The following is a 16,990-nucleotide window of genomic DNA, read 5'->3' on the forward strand; positions in this document are numbered from 1 at the left end:
TAGGCAGAGACTTGAGTCTCTGACGGTTCAAGTATTTTTGCAAGAAGTCTCTTGTGTATGGTTTGTTTTAAGCACGCTTTGTGCTTAAAACAAGGACTAAAGTCCTGACTACGAACTTAATTAATGTGATGAACCAATAGTAGTCTAGGTCATTCGTTCTAAGTGTTTAGCTGTGGTCAGAACCCCGACTTTTGGAAAAAGTCGGAAATCTAGCAAGCCATCATAATTAATGACATAGACTATTATTTTCGTACAAATTCTCTTTGGATATTGCACTTTTTATTTGAATGAGGTGGTTCGTAGAAACAATTAATTGCTCCTACAATAACCTGTACTTCATTCAATTGAAAACTGCTATAAAATCAGAGAAATTAATACTTTGCAGTTAGCCAATACTCTGTTGCTGAGGTTGGGGATGTGCGTTTCCAAACCTCCTACCCCTTTTTTTCAGTACCCGTCGTAATCGGTCGGGACTCAAGTAAACTTGACGCTCAGATGCTAATTTTTTTGCTAGTTGCTTAGAGTTGTAAGTCTGTGACTCTTGAGTTAAGCAATTTTCCAGATAAATCAAATCTGATTCTGAATATCGAGGTTTTCCTCCCCGCCCAGGAGCATCCCACAGTCCTACTAAACCCATCTTTTCCCAGCGATGTAGAGTCTGACGTACTGTTGAAATCGCCCAATTCAAGCCTTGAGCAATTTGCTCGTTTTTTAAGCCACGAGCATTTAGTAGCAAAACTTGAGCGCGATCTTTAGTACGTTGAGGTACATCCTTAGCTCTTCTCAATTCTTCTAAAGTATGCTTTTCCTCTTCTGTTAGAAAAATTCTCAGTCGGCATCCCATAAGCGATATTCTTTCACCCGGCAATTGTTGATATTTTTATGTCTATTCACGCCTCTATACTTACTTCGCAACGTATTAAATAACACACTGTATGCCTGAACACAAGAATTAAGGGAGCCGAAGTCTATGTTGAATGATTTGATGCGATAAAGTATTGGCTTGAAGAACACTTGTCGAAGTTCGTAATTTATCATCCGTGAGAAATTAACGTAAAACGTTGAAGCAAATAAAAGCAGTAGCTTTGATCCGTATGTTGGCTTTATCGAACAGCCAGAGTTGAAGCTCGTAGCTGTAACAATCGTCATTGGTTGCCGCTGCCTTAATTAATGCTCAAGTTCCGTATAAAAAGAGAGTAGCATTAATTCTAATTGGTTATTAGTATTTTTACTGGTATTTTATCGAAACTTTAAAAAGTCAATTTACGTAAATTCACACTTGGATGGGCAAACAATTAATTAGAAGCTCAATTCTTTTTCTTAAACTTGTTTTGCTAAATTTGCTTTGTTTATCTCCGCGTAAACACTGTTGTTTCTACTTTACACGAATTTTACAATTTAAATGATTAGAAAGTTAGCTCAAACAAAAGTAAATTTTGTTTAAATTCAGCGAAAAGTTAATAACAGCATACTTGATGTTTTATCTCTTGAAAGAGAAAAATTTATTCTACTTTGATTTACAAATATCGACAGAATTAGATCCCCGACTTCTTGAAGAAGTTGGGGATCTAATTTGTTCCTAACTCATTTAGGATCGCTATATGATAGTTTTAAAATAGGAAATAATACTAATAATTAAGAAACATTAAGACCCAGTATATATCTTAACTAAAATCATATTTAGTAGATTTTTGGAGTTAAAAATACCGCTAATAAATAGAAACAATTGATACAAGTTTAATTTTGCAAAAAATAGTTTTGACTACAACTTAAAAAAAAATTTATAGGGACAATGGTAACAGAAGAAAATATTAATGATTTGCGCTCGGAGACGAATAATGGTAGCGATCGCAGAAAACGTTCAACGTCGGCTAACTATACAAACTGTAGAAATTGCCCCTGATACAACGGCGATTCGCTCTCTTGATTGGGATCGCGATCGCTTCGATATCGAATTCGGACTGCAAAACGGTACAACTTACAATTCCTATTTAATTAGGGGTGAGCAGACAGTTTTAGTTGATACTTCTCACCAGAAGTTTCGGCAGTTGTATTTAGACACTCTTAAAGGTCTTGTCAATCCCAAGACTATTGATTACATTATCGTCAGCCACACAGAACCAGACCATAGTGGCTTAGTAGAAGATGTTCTGCAATTAGCGCCGAGAGCCACAGTTTTAGCTTCAAAAATAGCACTGCAATTTTTAGAAGGCTTGGTACACGATCCATTTTCCAAGCGAATTGTTAAAAGTGGCGATCGCATCGATATTGGCAAAGGACACGAAATCGAATTCGTGAGTGCGCCTAACTTGCATTGGCCAGATACAATCTTCAGTTATGACCGCAAAACCCAAACCATCTTTACCTGTGATGCTTTTGGGATGCACTTCTGTGACGATCGCACCTTTGACGAAGATTTAGAAGCAATTGAAGCAGACTTTAGATTTTACTACGATTGTTTGATGGGCCCCAATGCTCGTTCGCTCATAAACGCCATGAAGCGGATGAGCGAACTCGGCAAGATTAACATCATTGCCAACGGTCATGGGCCTCTACTACATCATCATTTAGACGTGCTAACTGGGTGCTATGAAACTTGGAGTCAAAGACAAGCCAAAGCAGAGACCACAGTTGGCTTATTTTACGTCTCAAATTATGGTCATAGCGATCGCCTCAGTCATGCAATTGCTGAGGGAATACAGAAAACTGGTGTTGGCGTAGAAATGATTGACTTAAGCTCTGCTGAAAGTCAAGAAATTCAAGAACTAGCCGGTAGAGCAGCTGGCATCATTATTGGAATGCCACCATCTACCGCCGTTGCTGCTCAGGCTGGTATCAGTTCGCTCCTAGCTGTAGCTAACAACAAACAAGTAGTGGGACTATTTGAATGCTACGGAGGCGATGACGAGCCAGTTGATACACTGCGGCGAAAGTTTATCGATTCGGGTGTCAAAGAAGCCTTTCCAGCGATTCGGATTAAAGAAGCTCCTACTGCATCCACATATCAGATGTGTGCAGAAGCGGGTACAGACTTGGGACAATTGTTGATGCGCGATCGCAACATCAAGCAACTCAAGTCCCTCGACGTCAACATGGAAAAAGCCCTCGGTCGGATTAGCAGCGGACTCTACATCATTACCACCAAAAAAGGTGATGTCAGCAGTGCCATGCTAGCCTCTTGGGTATCACAAGCGAGTTTACAACCATTAGGATTGACCATCGCCGTAGCTAAAGACCGCGCCATCGATTCCTTAATGCAAGTAGGCGATCGCTTCGTCCTCAACGTCCTCGAAGAAGGAAACTATCAAGAACTCAAAAAGCACTTCCTCAAGCGCTTGCTTCCCGGTGCTGACCGATTCGCCGGAGTCAAAACCCAAACCGCCAAAAACGGGTCGCCAATATTAACAGACGCTTTAGCATACATGGAATGTGAAGTGCAAAGCAGCATGGAGTGTAGCGACCACTGGATTGTATATTGCACAGTCCAAGAAGGTCGTGTTTCCAAACCCGATGGACTGACAGCAGTTCGCCATCGCAAAGTGGGTAATTATTACTAATGGGGAGTAGGGAGTGGGGAGTGGGGAGTGGGGGATTGGGAATTGTCATTTGTCATTGGTTATTCTCCGCGTCCCCGCGTCCCCGCGTCCCCGTGTCTCCCTCATCTCCCTCGTCCCCCCCATCCCCCTCATCCCCCCGCCAGCACCTCACTGCCGATGAGATTACCAAACTTCCTGACACGCTTCATTGAAAACACTCAAAACTGGGCAAAATCTACCCGGTTTTTGCATTTTTTCTCCCCACATCACCCAAAATCTATGAGCGATTCCAAACCTCGTGACGTACAAGTTCTCTCGATTGCTACAAATACTAAAGTTCTTAGGGCGCGTAGTTGGTCACGTCTGCGGTTTGAGATTGAATACGCACTAGAAAGAGGTACTACCTCGAATTGCTATTTAATTGAAGGTGATAAGACCGCTGTGATTGACCCACCTGCTGAAACTTTCACAGCAATTTATCTAGAAGCATTACAACAGACCATCAACTTGAAAAAGTTAGATTATGTCATCTTGGGACATTTTAGTCCTAACCGTGTGGCAACTCTCAAGGCAATGTTGGAATTAGCGCCACAGCTAACCTTTGTCTGTTCTGTTCTGAGTGCGGCTAACTTGCGTGCAGCTTTCCCCGATGACACATTAAATATTTTGGTGATGCGTGGGAAAGAAAATCTCGATTTAGGTAAGGATCATGTTTTGAGATTCGTACCAACTCCCAGCCCCCGTTGGCCAGAAGCACTTTGTACCTACGATCGCCAAACCCAAATTCTCTACACAGATAAATTATTTGGCGTGCATATCTGTGGTGATGAAGCGTTTGATGACAACTGGGAGTCATTCAAAGAAGACCAGCGTTACTACTACAATTGCTTAATGGCTCCAAATGCACCGCATGTGGAAGCAGCATTAGAGAAAATCTCCGATTTGCAGGTGAGAATGTATGCTGTGGGTCATGGGCCATTGGTGCGTTCTAGCCTAATGGAACTGACCAAATCTTATGGAGAATGGAGTCGTTCTCAAAGAGACCGAGAGATATCTGTTGCCCTACTTTATGCCTCCGCTTATGGAAACACGGCAACTTTAGCACAGGCGATGGCTTTGGGGCTGACCAAAGGGGGAGTTGCTGTCAAATCAATTAACTGCGAATTTGCCACCCCCGATGAAATTCGCACCAACGTTGAACAATCGGATGCTTTCATCATTGGTTCTCCCACAATTGGCGGTCATGCACCCACCCCCATACATACCGCTTTAGGGATTGTGCTGTCTATTGGTGACAATAGCAAACTTGCTGGGGTGTTTGGTTCCTTTGGTTGGAGTGGCGAAGCATTTGATTTAATTGAAGGTAAACTCCGGGATGCTGGTTATCGCTTTGGCTTTGATACTTTAAAAGTCAAGTTTAAACCCGACGATGTGACTCTCAAATATTGTGAAGAAGTCGGCACAGATTTTGCTCAGGGTTTGAAAAAAGCCAAAAAAGTGCGTATGCCACAACAAGCTGCCACTCCTACAGAACAGGCTGTTGGTCGGATTGTTGGTTCCGTTTGCGTGCTGACGGCTAAACAAGGAGAAGTATCCACCGCTATGCTAGGCGCTTGGGTTTCTCAAGCCACCTTTAACCCACCTGGTTTGACTATTGCCATTGCCAAAGATCGTGCGATCGAATCTTTGATGTATCCGGGCGGTAAATTTGCTTTAAATATCTTACCCGAAGGCAATCATGTAGACTACACGAAACATTTTCGTAAATCTTTTGCCCCAGGAGAAGACCGATTTGCCAACTTTAAAACAGGAGTTGCAGGTAACGGTTGTACCGTATTGAACGATGCTCTAGCCTATCTGGAATGCTCGGTTAGCCAACGTATAGAATGTGGCGATCACTGGGTCGTGTATGCGATCGTTGATGACGGTAGATTACTCAAACCGGATGCTGTGACTGCTATTAACCATCGGAAAACGGGTACTCATTATTAGGTTAATGAATTAATGCGTAACAGGAGCTTTATGAAAGCTCCTGTTTTTTTATTTAGGGTGAGGGCATCGACAAAATCATTTAAGTTTTAATATCTAATTCACATTAGACGTAATTACGTTAGCGTAGCGGTAGCGAATTCTCTGTTCCTTGTTCTATAAGCTTTGATGAAGATAATTTCAGTATTTTACCGGAAATGGTCTGAATAAATAAATTGAGGCAATTACGCAATTGCCACCAGGACAATTATTAAAAGACAGTTTAATCTTTAACTAAATAATCAGTATAGGCAGTTTTTATACAAAATATTAACTCCTGCCACAGTACTTTTAACTTATTGTTCTTATGGCTTCAAAACACACCAAAATTCAATTTCCCATTTGGCAGTATCTCAACCAGCCTCTGTTTAGCCGTGATACTAAACTGATACTAAATCCTCATCATTTTGCCTACACTTGGCGTATTCAACTTCTAGAACGCTGCTGGTATAAAGAATGCGATGCCAAGGGGCCGCAACAGCATTAAAACCTTGAAAATAGGGAGTGGGGAGTCGGGAGTGGGGAGTCGGGAAGAAATATTTTCATCGTTCTTTGTGAGCATAACTCATAGAGTCTCTTGCAAAAGCTTCTCTACGAGTGGTTGGTAGGGTGCGTCAGTACGAATAATTTAGCCGTAAGCTGAGGGTAAATCGAAAACTGACACACCCTACGAATTTTAATTGTTTAAATCTCGTCCACAGCACGAGGTTTTTTGCCGTCAAGTAAAGCGCTGACTGTCATGTCTCCCATGACATTAATCGCAGTGCGGCAGCGATCTAGAAACCAGTCTATTGTTACTAGCAAAGCTATATATTGTGTGGGCAAGCCAACAGAAGTGAATACCAGTGTCATCGTTACCAGTCCGGCATTGGGAATAGTCCCCGCACCCACCGAAGCAAACACCGAGGTTAGAACTACAATTAATTGCTGTCCTAGATTCAGATTTTGCCCTAGCACTTGGGAGATAAACAACGCAGACATCGCTTCATAAAGCGCAGTTCCATCATTATTGAAATTTGCTCCAACTAACGCCCCTAAAGAGGCAGAAGATTCCCTTAAACCAACTTTTGTTTGCAAAACTTCAAAAGTGACGGGCATAGTCGCCGCTGTGGAAGAAGTTGAGAAAGCTGTTAAAAGGGCATCGGAAGTGCCAGATAGAAATTTTAGGGGATTTACCCAAGAACCGAGTTTGATTCTCGTGAGGTAATAGCCAGCTTGCAATGCCAGTGCTATCAACACTGCCAGGATAAAGGCTGCTAGAGATTGGAAAGGGGCAAAGCCTTGCAGTGCGACGGTTTTGGCAACGATTCCGAATACTGCTAAGGGAACCAAAGCAATTACCCAGTTGAGGATGCGAATTACTGCCTCAAACAAAACTCCGATCACATCTTCAATTGGTTGGAATCCACTCTTGCCTTGAGCAATTTGTTCTGATTTTAATGCCCGTAGGACTATACCAAAGCTGAGAGCGATGACGATCAGTTGGATAACATTGTTATCCACCAACGGTTTCAAAATAGCTTCTGGAACAGCATCTTTAAGTAGTCCCCAAGGATCGAGACCTTGACCTGTTGTTTGTGTCCCTTCTGGCGCTTGCAAAGGTCGCCAAGTGCCCGGACGTAGGACGTTTGCCACTAAAAGTCCAATAATAATAGCTACTGTAGTATTAGTAATCAGCAGCACCGCCAGACGACGCCCCGCTGTGCCAGGGATATTCGTAGTCATTAAGGTATGCAGTACTGCCATTAAGATTAAAGGTGTGGAGAGGGCGCGTAGAGCCTTCAGCACCAATTCAGAAGGAATTGCTAAGTTATTGATGAAGCTAGCATTAGCTGGGTTGATGTTTCCTGCACCAAATGCAACTCCGACAATGATGGCACCTACTAGGGCGATGACAATTTGTAACGTCAGAGGAATACGCTGCCACCATGGGCCAGCTTTGGTTTCAAGCGAAGTGTTGCTCTCTGGTTGACTCATTAGTGGATGCGGATTTACTGATGTAATTATTAAAACTTCACTTTCGGAAGTGAAAATTTCGTAAACGAGTTAATCTAAGATGCCGTTGCTTTACAAAATCCTGCTTACAAGGGTACACCGATAGGTGTTGTCCTTTGAGATGTTTTTGGCTTGTGGTTGGAGACGCTTATGTCCTTTGTCCCTTTGCATATTCACAGTGACTACAGTTTGCTCGATGGGGCAAGTCAACTGCCAGAGTTAGTTGAGCGAGCGATCGCACTTGGCATGAAAGCGATCGCGCTTACCGATCATGGTGTCATGTATGGGGCAGTTGAGTTAATTAAAATTTGCCGCAGTCAAAATATTAAGCCAATTCTCGGCAACGAAATGTATATCATCAACGGCAATATTGAGAAACAAGAACGCCGTCCCAAGTATCATCAAGTTGTTTTAGCTAAAAATACAAAAGGTTACAAAAATTTAGTCAAATTAACCACAATTTCTCATCTCAAAGGTGTGCAAGGTAAAGGTATTTTTTCTCGTCCTTGTATTAATAAAGAATTATTAAAAGAATATCATGAAGGATTGATTGTCACTAGTGCTTGTTTAGGTGGTGAAGTTCCCCAAGCAATTTTGAGTGGCAGACCAGACGCGGCCCGTAAAGTTGCCCAATGGTATAAAGATGTGTTTGGTGATGATTATTATCTAGAAATTCAAGACCACGGCTCTCAAGAAGACCGCATCGTTAATGTTGAGATTATCAAAATTGCGCGAGAATTAGGGATTAAATTTGTTGCGACTAACGACTCTCATTTTATTTCTTGTTTTGATGTCGAAGCCCATGATGCTTTGTTGTGTATTCAAACCGGGAAGTTAATCTTAGAAGAAAACCGGATGCGTTATAGCGGCACAGAATATCTCAAATCGGCGGACGAGATGAAGTTGCTATTTCGTGACCATCTGCCGGATGATGTAATTGCAGAGGCGATCGCCACTACAGAAGAAGTGGCTGATAAAGTCGAACCTTACCATATCATGGGTGAGCCTCAAATTCCCACCCCACCCATTCCCTCTGGTCATACTGCCGATACTTACGCAGAAGAAGTTGCATGGAGCGGACTTTTAGAAAGATTAAATCGTAAATCCCGCCATGAAGTCGATTCCATCTATAAAGACAGATTGGAATACGAACTGAAAATGATTCAGCAAATGGGTTTTTCTAAATACTTTTTAGTAGTTTGGGACTACATTAAATTTGCGAGAGATAGCAATATTCCTGTGGGCCCGGGCCGTGGCTCAGCGGCTGGTTCATTAGTTGCTTATGCGATGCGAATTACCAATATTGATCCTGTACATCATGGTTTGCTATTCGAGCGCTTTTTGAACCCAGAACGGAAATCTATGCCTGATATTGATACGGATTTCTGTATTGAACAACGGGATAAAGTTCTAGAATATGTAACTGAAAAATACGGTGCAGATAGAGTTGCTCAAATCATTACTTTTAACCGCCTAACATCCAAAGCAGTTTTGAAAGATGTCGCTAGAGTATTGAATATTCCCTATGGCGAAGCCGATAAAATGGCGAAATTAATTCCTGTAGTGCGGGGGAAGCCAACCAAACTTAAGGTGATGATTTCTCATGAAACTCCAGAACCAGAGTTTAGAGAAAAATATGAAAATGAACCCAGAGTTCGCCATTGGATTGATATGGCGATGCGAATTGAAGGAACTAACAAAACCTTTGGTGTTCATGCGGCGGGTGTGGTAATTTCTGACGAACCATTAGATGAAATTGTCCCGCTGCAACGAAACAATGATGGTTCAGTAATTACCCAATATTTCATGGAAGACTTGGAATCCATGGGTTTGTTGAAAATGGATTTCTTGGGTTTAAGGAACCTGACATTAATTCAAAAGACCCTTGATTTAATTGAAGAAACTAAAGGATATCGTGTTGATCCTGATGAAATTACTCACCAAGAAAGAAAAGCACAAAAAATATTAGCTAAAGGTGAACATAGCACTTTACCAAAAGATGTACAAAAAGCTTATTCACTATTAGAAGCAGGGGAATTAGAAGGAATATTTCAATTAGAATCTTCAGGGATGCGTCAAATAGTTAGAGATTTGAAGCCCTCTAATATAGAAGATATTTCTTCAATTTTGGCACTTTATCGACCAGGGCCGTTAGACGCCGGGTTAATTCCAAAGTTTATTAACCGTAAACATGGGCGAGAAACAATTGATTATGAACACACTATTTTAGAACCAATATTAGATGAAACTTACGGAATTATGGTTTATCAAGAGCAAATTATGAAAATTGCTCAAGATATGGCTGGATATTCTTTAGGACAAGCTGACTTGTTGCGTCGGGCGATGGGTAAAAAGAAGGTTTCCGAGATGCAGAAGCAGAGAGAAAAATTTGTTGATGGGGCAGCGAAAAATGGAGTCAAGAAACAAGTAGCTGATGAATTATTTGAGCAGATGCTGAAGTTTGCCGAATATTGCTTAAGCTATGACACAGAAATCTTGACTGTGGAATATGGTTTTATGCCTATTGGCAAGATTGTAGAAAAACAAGTTGAATGCACGGTTTATAGTGTTGATAGTAATGGGAATGTTTATACACAACCAGTAGCACAGTGGCATAATCGCGGGCAACAAGAAGTATTTGAGTATTGTTTAGAAGATGGTTCAGTGCTTCGAGCAACTAAAGACCATAAATTTATGACTGTTAGTGGTGAAATGTTGCCGATTGATGAAATATTTGAGCGGGGGTTGGATTTGTTGCAAGTGGAAGGTTTGCTAGGACGTGTCATCAATTAGGTAAAGTTCTTTTCCAAATTGGCATAGCCAGTTATACAATTTCCTTCATGTATGACGACACCTGCCGATTTCTTGCCGAACACTTCTCAGCCGACTTTGCTAGTTGGCTGCTGGGAAAATCCGTCGTACTGACAGAAATCAAGCCCTCTGAACTCTCCCTTGATCCGATTCGAGCCGATGCCTTGATTCTGCTGGCATCGGACGAATCGGTTTTGCATATCGAATTTCAAACACTTCCCAAGGATAATGTTCCATTTCGGATGTTAGACTATCGCGTGCGAATGTACCGAAAAGATCCAACCAAACCGATGCGACAAGTTGTGATTTACCTAAAGCAGACTAGTTCGGAGCGGGTGTATCAAACCAGCTTTACTATGGAATGTACTCGTCATGAGTTTGAAGTGATCCGCCTGTGGGAGCAACCCGCCTCGCTCTTTCTGCAATATCCTGGGCTGATTCCCTTTGCGACACTTGGGCAAAGCACAGATTCAGAGGAAACATTGCATCAAGCTGCCCAAATAATTGATCAGATCGCAGACCCCATAACACAAGCGAATTTGATGGCAGCATCGGGGATTTTAGCTGGGCTAAAATTAGAGTCAGAAGTGATTTATCGGCTGTTGCGGAGGGACATCATGCAAGAATCTACTGTTTATCGTTCAATCCTGGCAGAAGGTGAGACAAAAGGGGAAGAAAGAAAACAACGCGAAATTGCTATCAATCTCTTACGCAGAGGAGTGGCGATAGATATTATCGCTCCCTCCACAGGCTTATCAGTTGAAGAAGTCCAACAACTTCAACAACAATTAAATCAATCTGCACAAAGCTAAACCTGAATATACTTGCGAGAAATGGCTTGAAGATGCAGGTGTTGTTATTCAAGCTATTTCTCCACCCTCTCGAATTTTGAATTTATATAAAATTTCTAAAAGAAGATTATCCTAACTATAGAACATGGCTAGACATAGCTAAACTTCTTAAGGAATCTTGGAAGATTTATGATAAGATTGCCGAGAACCGGGTAGCTATTGGAGAATTAAAGTTTAAAATTCCAATGGCTTCGTCTTCTAATGTTTACTCAGGATACCAAAAACAATTTTCAAAGCTAATTTTGAAGCTAGAAAATGAAATTGTGTTGGGTAAAAATCATCAAGAAAAAATTAACCAATTAATTCGTGAATACTTGATTGGAATTCAATTGTCTGACATCAATCCTTTGAAGGTAATAAATGAAATTGACAAATCTATACAGAAAAACTTTCATTTAGGATTAGACCTTGAAACAAAGTATGATTCACTCTTATCAGATATAGAAATTTATTTAAGCTCCATTAATGAATATTCAGAAGCTCTTAGGGCATGTCATCAATTAAGTAAGCCAAATAACAGAAGCAGCCAGATAAATTGCACCTAGAAAGTTTATAGCGCGTTTGTCGTAGCGTGTTGCGATCGCTCGGCACTGTTTGATTTTATACAAAATAGTACACGATTAGCGTGCGTTATCAAATGAAAGCGAAGCTGAAAGTGTCGCGTGCAGTCGGCATTAAACACCAACAAGAAGCGGAAGAAGAGTTTAAAAAAAACTCCCGCAATACCTAGAAGTAATTAAGAAATTTTTAATCTAATCTTCCCACTGAATTGCATCTCGAAAAACTGCTTTTTCAGCTTCTTCTAAATCTTGCTCAGTGACAAGAATATCTTTCCATAATCCTTGAATTTGAGTTTTATTTCGAGAACCTTCAAGTTGATGCAGAACAGTTCTTTTTAATGCTTCTAGTTCTTCTTGAATAGCTTGAATCCGAAGCAAAACATATTGACTCATGATCAATATTCTCCTAAAGTACCTTAGTAAGGATTAAGATTGCATTCCGTAAAGAATTAACTGTTGCCTCAATTTTAGTGGAAATTTGAGGAATTGAAAAACGTAGACGCAAAGCGGCTTCCCGCAGGATACCGCCAAGGTGCAGTGTAGAATTCTTGCCAATCTCTGTATGTGTCATCCTCGCTCAGAGATTGTAGATACGTTTGAAAATCTATGCTGTGGTCTGCAACCATGCCAGTTAGTTGACCAATGACTTTTATGTGCTGTTTTATATACTACACAATAAAAGATATATTCAGAGTAATTTTACTAGGTTTTAACTATCAACCCATCAATTTTTCCAAAGTGGCGATCGCGTAATACTAAAGTTAAATGATACTGTCAGGCGATCGCAGCAATCCAAATATTATTCTCAGGAATTGGTCGTCCCTTCAATTTCAAAGAGTTTTTAGTTTGACCATATAGCTGTACTGTAACCACATCGCATTCTAAAACTTAGACTATTGTTAATCAAGAGGGTATTTAATATTAATTTATTCAGTTGATGCAGTTGCGATCGCCATCTGAATCAATCACCGTCTTAATAATCATTGAAAGTATTTTGCTTCATGCCAAATGATGCATAAGTTTCGTGAAATTGTATTGAGATATACGGTTTGTCAGGAGTACAATTTGTACGCCCCTGCTAGCATTGATTGGCGATATGGATGTAGTTAGGCGTCGTATCGGTCTTGAACAAGAGTTTTTTCTGGTAGATGAAGCGGGTCAACTAAGCGATCGCGCTGATGAATTTTTGCACATTTGTCATTCGATGGCAAAGGCACAAGGTATAAACCCGAATTATTTTGTACCAGAATTTGTGAAGAATATGGTGGAGATTAATACTCCTCCAGCATATAGTGCCACAGAGTTAGCCCAAGAATATCTCAAAAATCTCAAGTTGGCGATCGCTGCCGCGCGACAACTAGATTTACGACTTTATCCTCTGTCTAGCTATCCCTTGCATATTATGCCAGTAATGCGCGATCGGCCGAATTACCATATTCAAGCGCGGACTGTCGGCTATGATCGATTTTTGCACGCTGGTAAATGTACTGGCACACATTTGCATTTGGAAGTCCCGCCTGGGGTAATTGACTCTCGTATTGCAGTTTCTTACAACTCTATGCCAGCAGAGCGAGAGGAGCTACTGAATATATACAATTTAGCTACAGCTTTTGACTCAGCGCTCATTTCTCTGACACGTGCGTGTCCCTTTTATGAAGGACAAGCAATTGGACTAGCCGCGCACACAATTCGTTATCGAGGTAGCGAAACCTTTGGTTGGGAGGGAGTATATACGCATTTGCAGCCTGTTGGCGGACTCATGCCTTATGCTGATAGCGTAGAGAGTTTAGTTGAGCAGCAATTTGCTCGCTACTATGCTTGGTTGCAAGCAATGGAAAAAGCTGGAGTTGAACGTAACCTGTTTTTAGAAGCAGGAGGCAGCTTACTTAAGTCAGCTTGGAACCCAGTCCGACTCAACAAACTTGGTACTGTGGAAATAAGATGCATAGATAGTAACTACCCCTCTGTGATTTTAGCTGTAATTACACTGCTTGATAATGCATCTCACCGAGTCAGGCGTGAGAAGTTAAGGGTGAGGCCAGTAAAAGGCAACCAGCTATTTGAACTAGTAGGCGATCAGCTTTATGTACCAGATTTTGAATATCTCAATGGTGAATTGCTCTATACTTCAGCTACAGAAGGGATTAAAAATCCCAAAGTCAAGGCTTACATCAATTCAATTTTACAGTTTGCGATGAGAGACACTAGTGAAGGTGCAAAGTTTCTAGCAAAACTGAGCAAAGACCTTGATCACTATGAGACAATAGAGACCGCGATATTGCAAGAGTTTACCCCGACAACTGCTCAACTTGTATTGGATGAAGGTCTGCGCCTGGTGCGTGAGTGTTGTGACAAGCTAGAAGCGCAGGTTTCATGGATAGATATAGAAAATCCTTTGGGTGCGTTGGATTTTGACGAACGATTGTTACTAAAGAAGCATTAATCTAATTTCAACTCAGGAAATTAAGCGTCTAATCTTCTTTTTTTGCATTAACTGAACCGTATTGTGATCCGACGCTACTTGAAGCCAGTCAAGTAGCGTCGTTTGCACAAAAATTTCTCCAGTCAGCTTTCGTCGCCAGAGTCGAGCATTTTACATAAAATTTGCGTGTTTATTGTAGACTTTTGACTCAACTATTGGCTGTGATGTTTGTAATGACTGCGGTAAACTCCAGTCGGGGCGCAAGTTAGCAGCGTTACGTAAATAAGTGTGATGAATTGGAGCAGAGGTAAGCAAGTTAGCGTGGATTAACAACCGAATACAGCGCTGTAAGCTGCCTTCCACATGCATTTGCTGCACATCCAACATGGCGACATTATCCCATTCAGGACGAGATCTGGCGATCGCAGCTGGAAAAATAGCATCTAAGTCGCGTGTCACAGAAAAAGTAACACTAACAATATCCATTGGTTGGAGTTGATTTCGGTTTTCTAGTTCATCTAGTAGTTCCGTTACCGCCTCTTTGATTGCTTCAATACTATTTTCTGAAACGGTTGTTGCCCCACGAATAGCTCGCATTTGCCACTCCACTCCGCAATCCTCCTTAATTAGTTATTGGTTATTGGTCATTAGTCATTAGTTATTGGTTATTAATCATTGGTCATTGGTTATCAAACAAACGACAAAGGACAAAAAACAAATGACTAATGACATTAAAAAGTTATGGTCTATATAACCAAAGTGGTAAACCACTAGTAGACATTTCAAATTCGAGCCAATCAATACCAGCTCTCATTCTTGATGAGCCTTGACGATTCCCAGGTAGAATGCGACTCAATAAGGGTTTACGCTCTTCTAAGGTGTAACAAAGTGTTTTTTCAGGGTCAAGACCAACTAGTTCTGCTGTCCAGCGTCGTGCATCTTCTTCTGTTCCCAAACGATCTACAACACCCAACTCTAAGGCTTGCTGTCCAGTAAAAATCCGACCATCAGCAAAACTTTTCACTGTTTCTACTGCCAAAGAACGCCCATCGGCTACAGTTTGCACAAATTGCTGATAACTAGTGTCTATCAACTCTTGCAAGATGTGTTGTTCTGGTTCCGTCAGTTCTCGGTCGAAGGCGAGAATGTCTTTGTAAGGCCCTGACTTAATTACCTTGAAGGAAACACCAATTTTTTCCAGCAAGCGTTCTATATTATTTCCACGCAGAATCACACCAATACTGCCTGTAATCGTACCTGGGTTAGCCATAATATGCTCGGCTCCCATACCAATATAGACACCTCCTGAAGCCGAAATATTACCAAAGCTAGCGACTATTTTGATTTTTTCGCGCAAACGCTTCAGCGCACTGTAGATTTCTTGGGAATCCCCTACTGTACCGCCAGGGCTATCAATGCGTAACAGTAATGCGGGAAATTTTTTCTCCTCTACTGTTTTTAGGGCTTCTAGAACGCGTTTGCGAGTAGCACCGGCGATCGCGCCAGTAATTTCAATTCGAGCAATTTGTTTACGAAACCTGGGCTTAAACGGCCAAACCATGAGCTATCAAAAAACCTCGTAATAAACTCAATATAGAATGTCTAGTGGTCATAAGACACACTTTACTACGTTCATTAAAATGAACAGGCATTCTGCTATTGTGCATTCTAGTGAAATTTTTGTACTTAACGAGGAACTTTATTGCCGTTTTGTTCAAAGTATTTATAGCTTTCGACAGGTTTTTATTAAAAATAGAGTATAAAATATAACTTAAAAATTGTGAGTATCTAATCCTCAATACTCAATTTAGTTAATAAAAATTTATTTATCCATGCTCAACCTGACTTTTAGATGGGGATGACAATATTTTCCACATTTGGGAATACAACGTTATTGTTCTACGAACATCTGAACTTAAGAATCAATTCGTAAAATTTGACATCTGTAATAAGCATAGATGTCAAATAGTGCGCCAACAAAACTGCAAGTTAAACTAATCACAAGTAGTCCATGTAGTGGGATTCCGCTGCCAAAAGTCGCTAGAAAATGCAATATTTGAGTCGGAATTGTTTCAGTCAACCCTTGTAAACCGGGAATATGTCCAATAAGGACTACAAGCAGCAAAATACCACCGACTAAAACCATGGGGGCAACAAAACTAAAAATTACAGTGAGCAACAGGGAACGGAGAAAGTTGTTAAAAATGCTCATTTAGGGCAGGCTCCGTAAGTGAAGTGGGCATGAGCTTTAAAAGCTGAATGTCAATTTCTACAATACGCGCGATCGCTCCTAAGCAGTCAATCTGTCAAAAATCTTAAGTTTTAATTAAAATAAGTTGTTACTGGTTACATCAAATGCTGAGCGCGTCAACAAGACCCCAAAGCTGCAAAACCTTTGATAAATCAAGCTTATAGTCAACACCAATCCTTACTTATCGCATTAAAGCGCGTTTAAAAATCGCTTTATTTTCTGAGAGTAACTTTAAAGTAAGTTAACGTTAACTCGATAGGCTAGGGGATGAGAGGGATGTGGTACCCTGCGGGTTCTGCTTCGCAGTACTACTCCGCTCACCAACCGGGAGATGAGGGAGAAAATTTCTCCGCGTCCCCCTACCCTTCTTTTATCGGAGACGCTGCGCGAACGAGAACGCTTTCAGCGAAGGGATTCGGCAGTTCCTATGCAGGAGAAACCACCAAAACCGGACTCCCTCACCGCGTCTTTGCATCTCCGCGTCCCCAGTCCCCAATCCCCAGTCCCCAATCCCCAGTCCCCAATCCCCAATCCCC

General features: G+C 41.2%; 14 protein-coding genes and 2 pseudogenes. 8 read left to right on the forward strand and 8 right to left on the reverse strand.

From position 1 onward, the window contains the following. Positions 1-385: 385 nt before the first annotated feature. Positions 386-844, reverse strand: coding sequence for a helix-turn-helix domain-containing protein (locus AC5JMF_RS21035; RefSeq protein ID WP_495797659.1), 459 nt, complete (start codon positions 842-844; stop codon positions 386-388). A 994-nt stretch (positions 845-1,838) separates the two neighbouring features. Here AC5JMF_RS21035 and AC5JMF_RS21040 point away from each other — a divergent pair. The 3 genes from AC5JMF_RS21040 (at position 1,839) to AC5JMF_RS21050 (ending at position 6,051) form a co-directional block, all read left to right on the forward strand. Beyond that, positions 1,839-3,557, forward strand: coding sequence for a diflavin flavoprotein (locus AC5JMF_RS21040; RefSeq protein WP_495797671.1), 1,719 nt, complete (start codon positions 1,839-1,841; stop codon positions 3,555-3,557). Positions 3,558-3,815: 258 nt separating this feature from the next. After that, entirely contained in the window at positions 3,816-5,528 is a 1,713-nt protein-coding gene (locus AC5JMF_RS21045) for a flavin reductase (protein WP_495797660.1), read from the forward strand. Between the two features lie 343 nt (positions 5,529-5,871). Beyond that, positions 5,872-6,051, forward strand: coding sequence for a hypothetical protein (locus AC5JMF_RS21050; protein WP_495797661.1), 180 nt, complete (start codon positions 5,872-5,874; stop codon positions 6,049-6,051). Between the two features lie 197 nt (positions 6,052-6,248). On the opposite strand, the gene AC5JMF_RS21055 is transcribed toward AC5JMF_RS21050, so the two are convergent. Next, positions 6,249-7,541, reverse strand: a complete 1,293-nt coding sequence (locus AC5JMF_RS21055; RefSeq protein WP_495797662.1) for a dicarboxylate/amino acid:cation symporter — start codon at positions 7,539-7,541, stop codon at positions 6,249-6,251. Between the two features lie 168 nt (positions 7,542-7,709). Between AC5JMF_RS21055 and AC5JMF_RS21060 the strand changes: the two genes are divergently transcribed. The 3 genes from AC5JMF_RS21060 to AC5JMF_RS21070 all read left to right on the forward strand — a co-directional run bounded on the left by AC5JMF_RS21060 (position 7,710) and on the right by AC5JMF_RS21070 (position 11,766). Continuing rightward, positions 7,710-10,352 (forward strand): DNA polymerase III subunit alpha, encoded by a 2,643-nt coding sequence (locus tag AC5JMF_RS21060; RefSeq protein ID WP_495797663.1) that lies wholly within the window; start codon positions 7,710-7,712, stop codon positions 10,350-10,352. A gap of 47 nt (positions 10,353-10,399) precedes the next feature. Then, the gene (locus AC5JMF_RS21065; RefSeq protein WP_495797664.1) at positions 10,400-11,182 is read left to right on the forward strand and encodes an Rpn family recombination-promoting nuclease/putative transposase; all 783 of its coding nucleotides are present in this window, start codon (positions 10,400-10,402) and stop codon (positions 11,180-11,182) included. A 224-nt stretch (positions 11,183-11,406) separates the two neighbouring features. Then, on the forward strand, positions 11,407-11,766 hold the full coding sequence (locus tag AC5JMF_RS21070) for a hypothetical protein (protein ID WP_495797672.1): 360 nt from the start codon (positions 11,407-11,409) through the stop codon (positions 11,764-11,766). On the opposite strand, the pseudogene AC5JMF_RS21075 reads toward AC5JMF_RS21070, so the two are convergent. The 3 genes and pseudogenes from AC5JMF_RS21075 to AC5JMF_RS21085 all read right to left on the reverse strand — a co-directional run. Next, positions 11,722-11,823 (reverse strand): annotated as a pseudogene (locus tag AC5JMF_RS21075) (IS5/IS1182 family transposase); the annotation flags it as partial. The gene AC5JMF_RS21070 and the pseudogene AC5JMF_RS21075 overlap by 45 nt on opposite strands. A 150-nt stretch (positions 11,824-11,973) precedes the next feature. Continuing rightward, positions 11,974-12,174 carry a hypothetical protein gene (locus AC5JMF_RS21080; RefSeq protein ID WP_495797665.1) on the reverse strand — a complete coding sequence of 67 codons (201 nt, stop codon included), beginning with the start codon at positions 12,172-12,174 and terminating at the stop codon, positions 11,974-11,976. A gap of 13 nt (positions 12,175-12,187) precedes the next feature. After that, complete coding sequence (locus tag AC5JMF_RS21085; protein ID WP_495797666.1) at positions 12,188-12,352, reverse strand: hypothetical protein; 165 nt, start codon at positions 12,350-12,352, stop codon at positions 12,188-12,190. Positions 12,353-12,877: 525 nt separating this feature from the next. Here AC5JMF_RS21085 and AC5JMF_RS21090 point away from each other — a divergent pair. Beyond that, positions 12,878-14,224 (forward strand): glutamate-cysteine ligase family protein, encoded by a 1,347-nt coding sequence (locus AC5JMF_RS21090; protein ID WP_495797667.1) that lies wholly within the window; start codon positions 12,878-12,880, stop codon positions 14,222-14,224. A gap of 150 nt (positions 14,225-14,374) precedes the next feature. Here AC5JMF_RS21090 and aroH read toward each other — a convergent pair whose 3' ends face one another. The 3 genes from aroH to AC5JMF_RS21105 all read right to left on the reverse strand — a co-directional run bounded on the left by aroH (position 14,375) and on the right by AC5JMF_RS21105 (position 16,415). After that, on the reverse strand, positions 14,375-14,812 hold the full coding sequence (gene aroH, locus AC5JMF_RS21095; protein WP_495797668.1) for a chorismate mutase: 438 nt from the start codon (positions 14,810-14,812) through the stop codon (positions 14,375-14,377). A 130-nt stretch (positions 14,813-14,942) separates the two neighbouring features. Next, positions 14,943-15,764: a signal peptide peptidase SppA gene (gene sppA, locus AC5JMF_RS21100; protein ID WP_495797669.1), complete on the reverse strand. Its 822-nt coding sequence runs from the start codon at positions 15,762-15,764 to the stop codon at positions 14,943-14,945. 354 nt (positions 15,765-16,118) lie between these two features. Beyond that, entirely contained in the window at positions 16,119-16,415 is a 297-nt protein-coding gene (locus tag AC5JMF_RS21105) for a hypothetical protein (RefSeq protein ID WP_495797670.1), read from the reverse strand. Between the two features lie 315 nt (positions 16,416-16,730). On the opposite strand from AC5JMF_RS21105, the pseudogene AC5JMF_RS21110 reads away from it, so the two are divergent. After that, positions 16,731-16,990: pseudogene (locus tag AC5JMF_RS21110) on the forward strand (hypothetical protein); the annotation flags it as partial.

The sequence above is a fragment of the Desmonostoc vinosum genome, assembly GCF_059505385.1.